The following is a 13,514-nucleotide window of genomic DNA, read 5'->3' as shown; positions in this document are numbered from 1 at the left end:
TTTAACAATTTTTGAAAGCGCTGCTCTTGCCAGAAAGCTGCTAATTTTTAGAAGGTTGAAGTCGCCAGTTTAATTCCGAACCCGCAGAAGAGAATTCCTACTGAAGCAACCCCGCCAGCCGTCAATTTATAATTCTGGTTGAAATAGCTCGCGAGTTTGACCCCGGAAAAGATCAGGATTGAAAGGTAGGTCATGCTGATCAGTTGCAGGATTAAAGCCAAGAGTGCAAAAGTCAGTGCCGGATAAGGGTAAACAGGATCAACAAACTGCACGAAAAAAGACAGGTAGAACAGAATCGCTTTAGGATTTAAAACACTGATTGTTAATGCTGTACGGAAAGGCTGAATCGACTCGACAGTTTCAGAAGTAGCCTTTTTAATCTGAACACATTGTGACGACTGTTTCGGAAAGAAAGTCTGATAGGCGGCAATGATCAGTTTGATCCCAAGATAACTGAGATAAACAGCACCAATAATTTTCAGGGCAATAAACAGCACGGGAAACGCATGAAGTAGAGAGGCTGCGCCTAACGCCGTACATAGGATCAGAATCAAGTCACCGGTATAAACCCCTAAGGCACCCATATAACCGGTCTTGATGCCAAAACGAGAGGCAATTGACATGACATAGAGGGAATTCGGCCCCGGCAGTAACACAATTAACGTTGTCCCAATAATAAAGGTCGTTAGATCTGTGATACCAAACACGAAGAACTCGCAAAAATGAAAAAAGCCGATGCGGCATTATAGCAACATCGGCCTGGAGAAATTCTATAAATTCGCTGTGAATTTAGGTGGTGCTCAAAAAACTTTCCTTTAATAAAGCCGCCAGTTGTTCACGGGCTTTGATAAAGCCATCGATACCACCTTGCAGTAATTCACTGGCCATCTGGTCCTGTTTCAGTTGCACATCAAAATCGGCATGACTGATTGGATTCAGTTCACCTTGAGATTGAATATCTTTGGCTGAAAGCTGAGCCTGAACTTCACGCTGATCATTTTCCAGTTGTTCCAGCAAGTTTGGTGCGACAGTCAGTAGATCACAACCGCTGAGGCCCAGGACCTGTTCAATACTACGGAAGCTTGCCCCCATGATTTCAGTTTTAATCCCATGCGCTTTATAGAATTCATAAATGCGCTTCACTGAGAGTACGCCCGGATCTTTTTCGATCGGATACGACTCAACACCTTCCGCTTTCTTGTACCAGTCTAGAATGCGGCCGACAAAAGGTGAGATTAAAGTCACTTTGGCATCAGCGCAGGCATGAGCCTGATGCTGACCAAATAATAAGGTCAGGTTGGTATGGATACCTTCTTCTTCCAGTGCTTTCGCTGCCTGAATGCCTTCCCAGGTTGATGCGATCTTAATCAGGATGCGGTCAGAATTAATTCCATATTGCTCATACAGCGCGAGTAATTCTTTAGCCTTGGCGATGGTCGCTTCAGTATCAAAAGACAGGGAAGCATCCACCTCAGTCGAAACACGACCTTCAATCAGTTTTAAAATTTCAACACCGAATTTGACGGTCAAAATATCAATCGTGCGTTCAATCAGGGCATTATTCACATAGCCTTCTTGCTGGGCTTGTTGAAAAGCTGCTTCAATCAATGCCTGATTTTCAGGTTGTTTCGCTGCTGCAGTAATCAGAGATGGATTTGTGGTTGCATCCAGAGGGCGAAATTTCTCAATTGCGCTTAAATCACTGCTATCTGCCACAATAGTCGTCAAGTTTTTTAATTGGTTTAATGCAGTTAATGTCATTACGATCTAGTTCTATGGTTATTGCTTATGCATTCTTATATATCATAAATCATCCTCTTACCAAGTAGACTGTCGTTGAATTTCTGTGATTAATGGTCGGTTTTTCGCTGCTGACGCAAGTGATTAATCAAAAAATGAGCAGCTGTACCCAGTCGAGTTTCCCGGCTCCAGACCAGATCGACAAAATATTCAAATTTTGGGGTGAAATCGAGCAGATGCAAGATCTGTAGCTGCTCCTGCAAATGTGGCTGTTCATTAATCATTTCTAAGGGAAGCACGCCCCAGCCCAAACCTTGCTGGATCATGCTGCAGGCTGAATGATGATTATCAGTGCGCCAGTAATTCCGGGAAAAGAGCAGTTCTGGCTTAATGCTACGATCACGACTGGCAACAACAATCTGTCGGTTTTGTAAAATCTGTTCATAGCTGACCTGGTGAAATTGACTTAATGGATGTTGTTTGGCCGCCACAGCGACCAGTACCTCACGTTTTAATTCTATAAACTGTTCCCGGGTTTCCAGCTGTTCTCGTTCAAACATCAGCGCTAACTGCGCTGAACCTTCAAACAGCATGCGATGAGCATCTTCTTGAGGTGCGCTAAAGACATTAACTTGCAGGGCTGGAAATTCCCGTTCCAGCAAAACGATATAATCGGTCCAGCGGGTATGGAGTAATTCAGACACCACCACAATATTCAGTTCAGATTCAAGACCTGAACTAAGTGCTAGGGCATGTTGCTTCCATTGGTTGATTTCAACCAAAAGCTGCTCAGTTTTTTCATACAGTACTTTCGCTTGTGCAGTTGGTTTTGGCTCACGGCCAATGCGTTCAAATAGCACCAGATTAAGATCAATTTCTAGATTGGCAATGGCCATACTCACTGCAGAAGGAACTTTACCAAGTTTACGCGCAGCAGCAGAGAAGGAGCCAGTTTCCATAACCAGTTTAAACATCTGTAGCTGTTCTTGATTAATATTCATGAATTCTATCTTTCATTTTTATTGATAGATTCTAACTCGAATAATCAAATTTAAAGAAATAAAATTCTTTTATCTCCTGACTTGATGAACTGAAATGTTAATTTCGAAAAGAAGACTGATTCATGCCACCTTATATGAAGGCATTTTATTGGTGGTAATTGCCATATTACTGAGTACGCTCATGCATATGCCGCTTGAGGTCACAGGCGCTCTCGGAATTGCGATGGCTGTGACTTCAATGTTCTGGAATATGCTGTTTAATCATTATTTTGAAAAGTTTGAAGCCAAACATCGTCTGAAAAGAACCATCAAAGTGCGGATTGCTCATGCGATTGGATTTGAGGGTGGTTTGATGCTGGCGACGATTCCGATGGTAGCTTATGCATTACAGATCGGTCTGGCGCAGGCTTTTCTTCTGGATTTGGCGATGACACTATGTATTCTGGTGTATACCTTTATCTTCCAGTGGTGCTATGACCACCTTGAGGCCAAAATGGGGCTGGAACCAGACTACCGAAAAACTTAACTTGAGTCTTTACTAGAGTAATCCTCAAATACTTCGCTAATAATATTGCAATAAAAAAACCGCTCATAAAGAGCGGCTTTTTTATATGAGGTTTGGATTATTTTTCAATAATTGCTGTTACGCCTTGACCACCAGCTGCACAGATCGAAACCAGTACACGACCTGAACCTTTCTGGTTAATCAGTTTTGCTGCAGTTGCGATAATACGACCGCCAGTTGCTGCAAACGGGTGACCTGCAGCAAGAGAAGAACCTTTTACGTTCAGCTTGGCACGATCAATTGAACCTAGTGGAGCATCCAGACCTAAACGTTCTTTACAGAATTTTGGATCTTCCCAAGCTTTCAGCGTTGAAAGTACTTGCGATGCAAATGCTTCGTGAATTTCATAGTAGTCAAAATCTTGAAGTTTCAGACCAGCACGTTCCAGCATACGAGGAACTGCATAAGCAGGTGCCATCAACAAGCCTTCTTTCTTCTCTACGAAATCAACTGCAGCAGTTTCCTGGAAAGTCAGGTAAGCCAGTACTTCATGACCATTTGCTTTAGCCCATTCTTCAGAAGCCAATAGCACACAAGATGCACCATCAGTCAGTGGAGTAGAGTTACCCGCTGTCATGGTACGTGCATCACCTTTACCAAAAGCAGGCTTTAGTTTCGCCAGTTTTTCAACTGAAGAATCTGGACGTAAGTTGTTGTCACGTTCAAGACCCAGGAATGGAGTCACCAGGTCATCAAAGAAACCTTCTTCATAGGCTGCTGCCATTTTCTGGTGTGAAGAAGCAGCTAACTCATCTTGCGCTTCACGGGAAATACCCCATTCCAGTGTAGTAATCGCCTGATGGTCGCCCATAGACAGACCAGTACGTGGCTCACCATTTTTTGGTGCGTCCATCAGGTCTTTCACATTGATTTTAGTCAGGGCTTTTAAACGGTCTTTCGCCGTTTTCGCAATGTTCAGCTCAAGTAATGCTTTACGTAAGCCATCACCGAAAGCGATTGGTGCATCAGAAGTCGTATCTACACCGCCTGCGATTCCCACTTCGATTTGACCTAGAGCAATCTTGTTCGCGACCAGGAAGGCCGCTTGAAGGCCAGTACCACATGCTTGCTGAATGTCATAAGCAGGGGTTTCCGGTGCAAGAGCAGTATTTAGTACACATTCACGAGTCATGTTGAAATCGCGGCTGTGTTTCAGTACAGCACCTGCAACCACTTCACCTAAGCGTTGACCTTGAAGGTTAAAACGTTCAACCAGACCATTCAGGGCTGCTGTGAACATATCAGTATTGGATGCCGTAAAGTAAGCACCGTTAGAACGTGCAAATGGAATGCGGTTACCACCGATAATAGCAACGCGGCGAACTGTATTTTGGCTCATGTTTGGTTCCTGTTGAACAGAAGTCTGTGTTATAGATGCTGAATCTTGTTGGCTTGAAGTCGTTTTTTTGGTACGTGCAGATGTACTGCGTGTACGTGTGGTTTTAGCCGGACTTTTTTCTGCGGCATTGGCTGTATCAGGATTTTTAGTGCTACGCTTGCTACGCGTTGATAGTTTTGACACAGTTTCTGTCGCAGAGTTCTCGACTGCTGGATTATCTTGAGTTGTTTTGCTCATAAGGCTTTACCAGGCAAATAGATCGTCTTCTTGGCGGTTACATTAGCATAGAAGAAGATAGGCTGTATTGACTACAATGACATTACAGACTGCGCTTAGGTCAAGTCATCTGCCTGTTATCTCAAGTATGATTGGGCGGAAACTGGTAGATCTATTGAAATATAAGTGTCTGGCATCATACTGAAGTTTAAGGATAACTTTAGATCAACCAAAAATTAATTTGTATGAGAGATAATAAACATGACTGATCAGTACCAAACTTTTGCAAAATCTCCTATTGGTAAATTTGTCATTAAAAATTTGGGTCTGCCATCCCCAACTTCTTTAGACCGTTTTGAGTCTGCTACACCAGTTGTCAAAGGTGCGGTATTGTTTGGAGCAGCACCGGCAAGTACCTTGACTGGTGCTATTGCTCAGGTTCTGGCAAATATTCATGCCAATAGTTATGCAGGTAACAATGCTGAACTGCAACAGGCTGCTGCATCGGCTGGACTGAATCTGGGCGCGTTTAATCCGGGCGATAAAGAATCAAAATTCAAAGTTGTCATTTTTGATGCTTCAGGAATCGAAAATTCAGAACAGTTAAAATCACTTTATGATTTCTTTAACCCGATTGCGCGTCAAATCCAAAGTTCTGGCCGTGTCGTGATTGTGGGGACTACGCCTGAAACTGCTAAATCAGTCAGTCAGTCAATTGCTCAACGCGCACTGGAAGGTTTTGTAAAATCTGTGGGTAAAGAGTTTAAAAAGGGTATTGCAGCGAACCTGATCTATGTAGATGCCGGTGCTGAAGCAAACCTTGAGTCTGCTTTACGTTTTGCAGTTTCTCCACGTTCTGCCTATGTTTCTGGTCAGGTGATCCGTGTTTCACCTGCTGAAAAAGTGGATGTGGACTGGACTAAACCATTAGCGGGTAAAACTGCTGTAGTGACCGGTGCGAGCCGTGGTATTGGTGAAGCGATTGCTCATGTATTGGCACGTGATGGCGCACATGTTATCTGTCTGGATGTTCCGCAGCAGCAAGCGGACCTTGACCGTGTAGCCGGTGAAATTGGCGGTTCAACTTTAGCCATCGATATTACTGCTGCAGATGCAGGTGAGAAAATCAAAGCGGCAGCAGCTGAGCAAGGCGGTCTGGACATTATTGTGCACAATGCCGGTATCACCCGTGACAAGACTTTGGCCAATATGAAGCCTGAGCTATGGGATCTGGTGATTAACATCAACCTGTCTGCCATTGAACGTGTAAATGACTATTTAATCTCCAACGATGGTCTAAATGCCAATGGTCGCATTATCTGTGTATCCTCAATTTCAGGTATTGCAGGTAACCTGGGTCAAACCAACTATGCAGCGTCTAAAGCGGGTGTGATTGGTGTGGTGAAATTTACAGCACCAACCTTAAAAAATGGTATAACCATTAATGCTGTTGCACCGGGCTTTATCGAAACACAAATGACGGCTGCGATTCCATTTGCAATCCGTGAAGCAGGCCGCCGTATGAACTCAATGAGCCAAGGTGGTCTACCTGTAGATGTTGCAGAAACAATTGCCATGTTTGCTTCTACGGCTTCAACAGGTTTAAATGGCAACGTGGTTCGTGTCTGTGGTCAAAGCCTATTAGGGGCTTAATGGAATCTCTCCCGACCTCTCTTAAAGAGAGGAGAAGCCCCCTTTTAAAGGGGAATTCAGGGAGATTAAAATTCTAAAGAGAAAATTCCAAGAATTCTCAAAACCTCTCCAGTGCTTCACTTTCATACAATGATTGAAGTATGCTCAGGAGAGGTCACTTTATAAAGATAATATTTCCAAAGGTTCAGTATGAATACGCGCCATTTTAGTCAACTTCCAAAACCTTATTTAGCCTATCCAAAAGTGATTCAAGGCTTGATTTTTAAAAAGCCGAAAGCTGAAAAAGTTCTGCCGCAAGTTGAATATGTGGTGGATTCATTCAAGGTCGATCAGAAACATTTAAAAGCCTATAATGAAGTATGTGGCTTTAAAAATAATGGTTATATTCCAGCTATTTATTTGACCGTGCTATCTCAAAGTCTGCAAATGCACATGATGACCTCGGAAGCATTTCCGTTCCCGATTTTAGGACTGGTACATATCCGTAATCAGGTCAAGCAGTACCGTAAAGTCGGTGTAAATGAGACTTTAACCCTGTCATGCAAATTTGGTGAGTTACAGCCTCATGACAAAGGTGTTCAGTTTGATTTTATTACCACAGTCAAAGTAGGCAATGAAGTCGTCGTTGAGGCATTAACGACTTATCTTTCACGTCAAAAGACTGATGCTAAAGCGGCTGAAAAACCGGCAGAAAGTAAAGCGCCGGACTATAAGCTGAATACTGAATGGAAAATTTCAGAAAATACAGGCCGCCGTTATGCCATGACCTCAGGTGATTTTAACCTGATTCATATTCATGCTGTTACAGCGAAGGCTTTTGGTTTTAAACAGGCAATTGCACATGGTATGTGGAGCAAAGCCAAAGCGCTGGCTAATCTGTCATTGCCAGATGCATATGAAGCCGATGTCTGGTTCAAGTTGCCGATGTACTTACCCTCTAAAGTTGAGTTCCTGACCGCTCAAGCAGCGAATGATACAGATTTCCTGATCCGGAACAGCAAAAACCAGAAGCCGCATGTCACTGGTCATGTAAAAGCAATTTAAATCTAAATCAAAAGCCTAAACTCGATTTAGGCTTTTTTATTTTAAGGGATCAAAATTCTATGGATAGAATGATGCAGCCAATCAAAGATTATCTGTTTGCTGATCAGCATAATTATCAGGGCAATGTGGATGCGCGTTTTCGCGACCTTGCTCGTCAGTTTAGCCGCCTACAGGATGCACGTACTGAACAGGGTGGTGCAGCACTTGTCGTATATTTTCAGGGACAAAAAGTTGTCGATATTTATACCGGAAAGAAGTCTGCCACAGAAAACTGGCAGCCCGATACCATGTCACTATGCTATTCCACTGGCAAAGGTGTACTGGCGACATTGGCACACATTCTGGTCAGTAAAGGTTATCTGGACTATGACAGATCAGTTGCAGAATACTGGCCTGAATTTGCCCAGAAAGGTAAACGGTCGATTACTTTGGCACATATGCTGAGCCATCAAAGTGGTTTGTTTGATATCCGTAATATCATTGATGATGCCACTGAAATGGCTGACTGGTCACACATGCTGGAGCGGATCGCGGCAGCTGAACCACGTTTTCAGACCACGACTGATGCCGCTTATCAACCTTTGACTTTTGGCTGGCAGGTGGGGGGAGTACTGGAAAAGGCAACCGGTAAATCATTAGGCCAATTAATGCAGGAATATTTAGTTCAGCCTCTGCAATTAAATGGTGCCTATTTTAGTGTGCCGCTGGATGAACTGCCTCGAGTTGCGCGACCGATCTTTAAAGCAAAATCTGCATCTCAATCTTCTAAAGGCAAAAGAGTAGTTACACGCAAACCCGGTTTAATGGAGCGTGCTCTGGTCTGGAGTGGTCAGAGTCCACAAGATTTTCAGGATGGCATGATTCCTAAAGGCATGAAGAATTTTAGCTTCTTTAGTGATGAGGGATTACAGGCGATTATTCCTTCAGCTAATGGCGTCTTTACTGCAGACAGTCTGGCAAAAATCTATGCGATGTTGGCCAATCACGGTGCTTGGCAAGGCCAGCAGTTGATTTCACCTCCAGTATTCCAGCGACTAAGCCAGGTGCAATATACCCGTCGTGATCGGGTGATGCCTGTGCCAATGCACTGGCGTCTGGGTTATCACCGTATTTTGACATTGGGTAAAGCCTCTACAGGTTTTGGTCATATGGGCTTTAACGGTTCTGGTGCCTGGTGTGATCCGGAACGCGGTTTAAGTTTTGCCTATACCCATAACTTCCCAACAGGTTCATTAACTGGAGATTACCGTCTTTGGGGGCTGACGCAGGAAACTTTGCGCTGTGCTGATGCGGTATTGACGGGAAGAAAAGGCTGGCGCTAACTGAATATCCTTGATTTGGAGTTTAGTCAGTCATTTAAAATATGCTATTTTGTGGCAAATTCCAGTGCTGCGAAATGAAGCCATGAAAAAAGTAATACTGATTCCCTTAGTGGCAACCGGTGCTTTATTCGGTTGTCAGGATCAAACCCAGTCAGCTAAAAATACTATTGTTGAAGCCAAGGCACAGATTCCAGCATGGGCGGGAGAGTATCAGGGTACAACTCCTTGTATGGGCTGCTTGTCCCGTTGTGATGATTGTCCAGGTATGGCGGTCATGCTAACCCTGCATGAAGATCAGACTTATACTTTAGAACGTGAAAGCCTGAGTGGTCATAATGAGGTGGAAACCTTTAGTGGCCCGATTCGTTTCCAAGATGATTCTCATCAGAAAATTGAGCTGGTGAATGTAGCGACTCGTAATTTACTGTATATTGATCTGGAAGAGCGTGTGCTGGAAATCCGCGAAGACAAAAGCGGTAAACGTTACCAGATGCAGAGTGATTTTATTTTAGGGCGATTCGCTTAAACAGATTCAACCCAATCCTTTATCTTCGATCAGAAATTTTCATTTTTAAGATCGTATTAATCTGCTTAAATAGATGGAAGTTCAATAGATATTTTATCTTTCAAATATACTAAAACTATCCTGATATTTTAGTCAGGCATAAAAATGGAGCAAACAGCTTCGAGATAGTTGATTTAAATCAGATTGATAGGCCTATCTCTCCAGATCATAACTGATTAATTCATTCACTATTTATCAAAAAAACAGTATGCTTAGACCTGTAAAAAGGAGCATACATGTATCAAGTACTTGCGCGAAAATACCGTCCCCGCAATTTCAACGAATTGGTCGGTCAAAACCATGTTTCACGTGCCTTAACCAGCGCACTGGAGCGTGGCCGTTTGCACCATGCCTATTTGTTTACGGGAACGCGTGGTGTTGGTAAAACCACGATTGCACGTATTTTGGCGAAGTGCTTGAACTGTGAAACCGGTATTACATCAACTCCTTGTGAGGTGTGTCCGACGTGTACCGCCGTCAATGAAGGTCGTTTCATTGATCTGATTGAGATCGATGCGGCATCACGTACCAAAGTCGAAGATACCCGTGAGCTGCTGGACAATGTCCCTTATGCGCCAACTCAGGGTCGTTTCAAGGTTTATCTGATCGATGAAGTACATATGCTGTCCACGCATTCTTTCAATGCTCTATTAAAGACACTGGAAGAACCACCGGAGCATGTCAAATTCCTGTTCGCTACCACAGATCCACAAAAGCTGCCGATTACCGTTATTTCTCGCTGCCTGCAATTTACTTTGCGCCCATTGGCCGTTGATGAAATTACCGAACATCTGGGCAATATCCTGACGAAAGAAAGCATTCAGGCTGATCAGGATGCAATCTGGCAGATTGCCGAATCAGCACAGGGTTCGCTTCGTGATGCTTTGTCTTTAACCGATCAGGCGATTGCTTATGGTCAGGGGGCGATCCAGCATCAGGATGTCAAAGACATGCTAGGCTTGATCGACCGAACCATCATTTATGATCTGATTCTGGCGATTCATCAGAACCAGAAAGCACGTGTTAGCGAATTATTATTGCAATTCCGTCAGCAGGCGCTGGATGTATCACTGGTATTAGATCAGCTGATTTCTACCTTGCATGAACTGGCTTTATTACAATACCTGCCAGATTTAAGTCTGAAATACAGTGCCGAGATCAATCAAAAGATCATGCAGTTATCGGCTTTGATTTCAGCACAAGATTTGCAACTGTATTATCAGATCGCCTGTAAAGGTCGTGCTGACCTACAGCTTGCGGTTACGCAAGAGCAAGGCTTTGAGATGACGGTGCTACGTTTGCTAGCCTTCCGTCCGTTACAGCCAAATGAAATTCCAGCCAATACAGTTCAGATATCACAAGCTGTAGCTGCATCAGCTCCACAGCAAAATCAGATAACGCAGCAGGAAAGTGCGCCGGTTGCTCAAGCTACTGGAGAAGATTTTTCATTAGATGCTGGCTATGAAGACGAGCAGGATAATCATCCAGTCACTGCACAGTCTGAACCATCTTCGGATGATTTTCTGGATGAAGACGAGCCAGAAACTAATTCTGAGCCTCAAATTATACAAGCTGAATCAACTAGGGTAGAACAATCTGAGTCTGATCAGATTGTATTTGATCCAAATCTGGAAGATGGTCTGTTTGGTTTTGACGATGTTCATGCAGAACCTGTTCCATCCAGCCCTGAAGCCAGCAGTGATGATTTCCTCTTAGAAGAATTCATTCCTGAAAATGATACTGCTGCACCAGTAGAACAAGAACCGGAGTTTAATCTGGATGCCTCGACTCCTGAATCAGAACAAGTGACTCATAAAGCAGATGAAAGCCAGCCGGAAATTTCTACTCAGACAGAGGCTGCATCAACTCAGATTGCAAATACAAATATTTCTACAGACCGTAATCTGATGCCGCAGGATATTCTGCAAATTCCGGTACAGGATATGCAGGGTGAATGGACGGTAGAAAAATGGGAATTCTGGTTCCGTAACAGCCAGTTATCTCCGGCAGTTCAGGAATTGGCTCAGTATGGCATCATGACTGGCCAGATTAATGCAGCATCGGTCTTTCATATTCCAGAGCGTTATCAGCCGCTTTTATCGCAGCTACAACATAATCTGGAAGCAGCTTTGCGGGAACAATGGCCGCAGACTATTTTCCAGGTGAAGTTTGAAGATGTAGAGCAGTTAACGCCATATACCATGCAGCAAGAACGTAAAGTACGCGCTTTTAAACGCGCAGAAGAGCTACTGCATGCCGAACCGGCTGTACGTGACTTGCTGGAACAGTTTGATGGTGAGTTGCACAATATTCAGCTGAAATAAAATATTTTAGGCTGAGACAAAACGCGCTAAAGCATCCCGCATTTCAGCTGGAATCGGTGTGCTTTTTCGTGTGTAGCGATCGACAAACACATGCACAAAACTGCCTTGAGCTGCTGCCGTATCAGAATTCATTTTAAAGATTGCCAGATCATAGCTGAGAGAACTATTCCCCATTTTTTCTATGGCGACACCTACCTCTATAATTTCCGGATAAGACAGCTCCTGATTGAACTGGCATTGTGAGCTGACCACCAGTCCAATCATTGGAGAATATTTGGGATCAAATGCGGCTTCCTGAATCAAAAGGGCATTCGCGGCTGTATCAAAATAGCTGTAATAAGTGACATTATTCACATGGCCATACAGGTCATTGTCCGCCCAACGAGTCTGTATCGGCAGAAAAAATAAATAATGTTCGCGTTGTTTAAGAGCTGCTTTCATATTTTTAAATAACTTGTAGTGGCTAGATCTGCTGAGTCGAAAATAATCCTAAATCTAATAGATCGCCTGATAAATGTTGTAAGCATCTTCCAGAGTAAGTTCACGTGGATTGTTCTGTAACAGGCGGCTCTGTTTCATGGCATCTTCGGCCATGATCATTAGCATATGTTCAGGAATTCCTAACTGTTTAAGTTTCAGGGTTAAGCCACTTTTCACCAGATGATTATTAAAATGATCGATAAACAGGTCAGTCAGGCCATCATGGCAGCCTTTGCTTTGTGGATCTAACCAGCACATCAGTTCGGCATAGAGGGCTTTGGCATCCGGCGTATTAAATTTCATCACCTCAGTTAATACCAGTGCATTACTATGTCCATGTGAAATATGGAAATGCCCACCTAATGGATAAGCCAGTGCATGCACAGCCCCAACCGGTGCATTGGCAAAGGCTTGACCTGCTAGCATCGAGCCGACCAGCATGTTTTGACGTGCCTCTAGATCCTGACCATCGTCCAGCACACGTTGTAGATTGCCATTTAACAGTTTTAAGGCATGCTTGGCCAGCATATCGGAATAGGGATTTTTTTTGATTTTAGAAGTATAAGCTTCAATGGCATGGACCATGGCATCAATGCCGGTCGCAGCAGTAATTAAGGGCGGCAGATTTTGGGTAAAGGTTGCATCCAGAATAGCAGTATCTGCAAACAGGATCGGTGCCACAATTCCGGTTTTGGTAGTTTCACCTGTAGTAACAATTGAAATCGGAGTAACTTCAGATCCCGTACCTGCAGTGGTAGGAACCAAAATCAAGGGCAAACGGGGGCCAGTAGCCTGATTTACGCCATACAGATCAGACAAAGATTGGTGCTGTGCCGGATGACTCAAGATTGCGATCAGCTTGGCGACATCCATAGAGCTGCCACCACCAAAGCCAATCACGATATCGACATTTTCCTGTTTGGCAAAATCTGCTGCTTCAAGCACTACATGCTCAGGTGGATCGGCCTGTACATCGGAATAAATTGCATAATCCAGTCCCGCATCTTTAATAATTTCCAGAATAGGCAGGTGTAATTGATGCTGTAGCATGCCTGGATCAGTGACCAGTAAAACACGCAGATAACGGCCCTGTTTGAGAATAGAGGATAATTCCTGAATCGTGCCGAGGCCGGCGATGATGTTGGGAACGGTTTGAAACTGAAATCGATTCATGTCTTTATCCTTTAATTTTTATCGCAAATACAAAATTATTATGGGGCGGTGATATAGGATTCATCAGGTAAATAACTTAACATAAGTATCTT

12 protein-coding genes are annotated in these 13,514 nt (G+C 43.7%); 6 read left to right on the top strand and 6 right to left on the bottom strand.

Annotation, left to right across the window (positions count from 1 at the left end):
* Positions 1 to 47: 47 nt before the first annotated feature.
* The 3 genes from leuE to FTV25_RS03475 all read right to left on the bottom strand — a co-directional run bounded on the left by leuE (position 48) and on the right by FTV25_RS03475 (position 2,741).
* Positions 48 to 707, bottom strand: coding sequence for a leucine efflux protein LeuE (leuE, locus tag FTV25_RS03485; RefSeq protein ID WP_180002213.1), 660 nt, complete (start codon positions 705 to 707; stop codon positions 48 to 50).
* Positions 708 to 789: 82 nt separating this feature from the next.
* Entirely contained in the window at positions 790 to 1,761 is a 972-nt protein-coding gene (tal, locus tag FTV25_RS03480) for a transaldolase (protein ID WP_180002214.1), read from the bottom strand.
* A gap of 89 nt (positions 1,762 to 1,850) precedes the next feature.
* A complete protein-coding gene (locus FTV25_RS03475) occupies positions 1,851 to 2,741 on the bottom strand; it encodes a LysR family transcriptional regulator (RefSeq protein ID WP_180002215.1) in 891 nt (296 codons plus the stop codon).
* 94 nt (positions 2,742 to 2,835) lie between these two features.
* Between FTV25_RS03475 and aceI the strand changes: the two genes are divergently transcribed.
* Positions 2,836 to 3,267, top strand: coding sequence for a chlorhexidine efflux PACE transporter AceI (aceI, locus tag FTV25_RS03470; RefSeq protein ID WP_180002216.1), 432 nt, complete (start codon positions 2,836 to 2,838; stop codon positions 3,265 to 3,267).
* Positions 3,268 to 3,364: 97 nt separating this feature from the next.
* On the opposite strand, the gene FTV25_RS03465 is transcribed toward aceI, so the two are convergent.
* Entirely contained in the window at positions 3,365 to 4,882 is a 1,518-nt protein-coding gene (locus tag FTV25_RS03465) for an acetyl-CoA C-acetyltransferase (protein ID WP_180002217.1), read from the bottom strand.
* 240 nt (positions 4,883 to 5,122) lie between these two features.
* On the opposite strand from FTV25_RS03465, the gene FTV25_RS03460 reads away from it, so the two are divergent.
* The 5 genes from FTV25_RS03460 (at position 5,123) to dnaX (ending at position 11,769) form a co-directional block, all read left to right on the top strand.
* Positions 5,123 to 6,514: a 3-oxoacyl-ACP reductase gene (locus tag FTV25_RS03460; RefSeq protein WP_004783922.1), complete on the top strand. Its 1,392-nt coding sequence runs from the start codon at positions 5,123 to 5,125 to the stop codon at positions 6,512 to 6,514.
* Positions 6,515 to 6,703: 189 nt separating this feature from the next.
* Entirely contained in the window at positions 6,704 to 7,558 is an 855-nt protein-coding gene (locus FTV25_RS03455; RefSeq protein ID WP_180002218.1) for a MaoC/PaaZ C-terminal domain-containing protein, read from the top strand.
* 59 nt (positions 7,559 to 7,617) lie between these two features.
* Positions 7,618 to 8,880 carry a serine hydrolase gene (locus tag FTV25_RS03450; protein ID WP_180002219.1) on the top strand — a complete coding sequence of 421 codons (1,263 nt, stop codon included), beginning with the start codon at positions 7,618 to 7,620 and terminating at the stop codon, positions 8,878 to 8,880.
* A gap of 82 nt (positions 8,881 to 8,962) precedes the next feature.
* A complete protein-coding gene (locus FTV25_RS03445) occupies positions 8,963 to 9,406 on the top strand; it encodes a copper resistance protein NlpE N-terminal domain-containing protein (RefSeq protein WP_180002220.1) in 444 nt (147 codons plus the stop codon).
* A 275-nt stretch (positions 9,407 to 9,681) separates the two neighbouring features.
* Positions 9,682 to 11,769 carry a DNA polymerase III subunit gamma/tau gene (gene dnaX, locus FTV25_RS03440; protein ID WP_180002221.1) on the top strand — a complete coding sequence of 696 codons (2,088 nt, stop codon included), beginning with the start codon at positions 9,682 to 9,684 and terminating at the stop codon, positions 11,767 to 11,769.
* A 6-nt stretch (positions 11,770 to 11,775) separates the two neighbouring features.
* Here the strand turns inward: dnaX and FTV25_RS03435 are convergent, their stop codons facing one another.
* The gene (locus tag FTV25_RS03435; RefSeq protein WP_180002222.1) at positions 11,776 to 12,210 is read right to left on the bottom strand and encodes a thioesterase family protein; all 435 of its coding nucleotides are present in this window, start codon (positions 12,208 to 12,210) and stop codon (positions 11,776 to 11,778) included.
* Between the two features lie 54 nt (positions 12,211 to 12,264).
* Entirely contained in the window at positions 12,265 to 13,422 is a 1,158-nt protein-coding gene (locus FTV25_RS03430) for an iron-containing alcohol dehydrogenase (protein ID WP_180002223.1), read from the bottom strand.
* Positions 13,423 to 13,514 lie beyond the last annotated feature (92 nt).

Source organism: Acinetobacter sp. YH12249, assembly GCF_013417475.1.
GTDB lineage: Bacteria > Pseudomonadota > Gammaproteobacteria > Pseudomonadales > Moraxellaceae > Acinetobacter.
The sequence above is the reverse complement of the archived record's forward strand: the minus strand, read 5'-3'. Positions and strand labels throughout refer to the sequence as shown.

Excerpts from the sequence above, each read along its gene's own strand:
- FTV25_RS03455 (WP_180002218.1), top strand. The coding sequence starts at position 6,704 with ATGAATACGCGCCATTTTAGTCAACTTCCAAAACCTTATTTAGCCTAT.
- FTV25_RS03475 (WP_180002215.1), bottom strand. The coding sequence starts at position 2,741 with ATGAATATTAATCAAGAACAGCTACAGATGTTTAAACTGGTTATGGAA.
- dnaX (WP_180002221.1), top strand. The coding sequence starts at position 9,682 with ATGTATCAAGTACTTGCGCGAAAATACCGTCCCCGCAATTTCAACGAA.
- FTV25_RS03465 (WP_180002217.1), bottom strand. The coding sequence starts at position 4,882 with ATGAGCAAAACAACTCAAGATAATCCAGCAGTCGAGAACTCTGCGACA.
- FTV25_RS03435 (WP_180002222.1), bottom strand. The coding sequence starts at position 12,210 with ATGAAAGCAGCTCTTAAACAACGCGAACATTATTTATTTTTTCTGCCG.
- tal (WP_180002214.1), bottom strand. The coding sequence starts at position 1,761 with ATGACATTAACTGCATTAAACCAATTAAAAAACTTGACGACTATTGTG.
- FTV25_RS03445 (WP_180002220.1), top strand. The coding sequence starts at position 8,963 with ATGAAAAAAGTAATACTGATTCCCTTAGTGGCAACCGGTGCTTTATTC.
- FTV25_RS03460 (WP_004783922.1), top strand. The coding sequence starts at position 5,123 with ATGACTGATCAGTACCAAACTTTTGCAAAATCTCCTATTGGTAAATTT.
- aceI (WP_180002216.1), top strand. The coding sequence starts at position 2,836 with ATGTTAATTTCGAAAAGAAGACTGATTCATGCCACCTTATATGAAGGC.
- FTV25_RS03430 (WP_180002223.1), bottom strand. The coding sequence starts at position 13,422 with ATGAATCGATTTCAGTTTCAAACCGTTCCCAACATCATCGCCGGCCTC.
- FTV25_RS03450 (WP_180002219.1), top strand. The coding sequence starts at position 7,618 with ATGGATAGAATGATGCAGCCAATCAAAGATTATCTGTTTGCTGATCAG.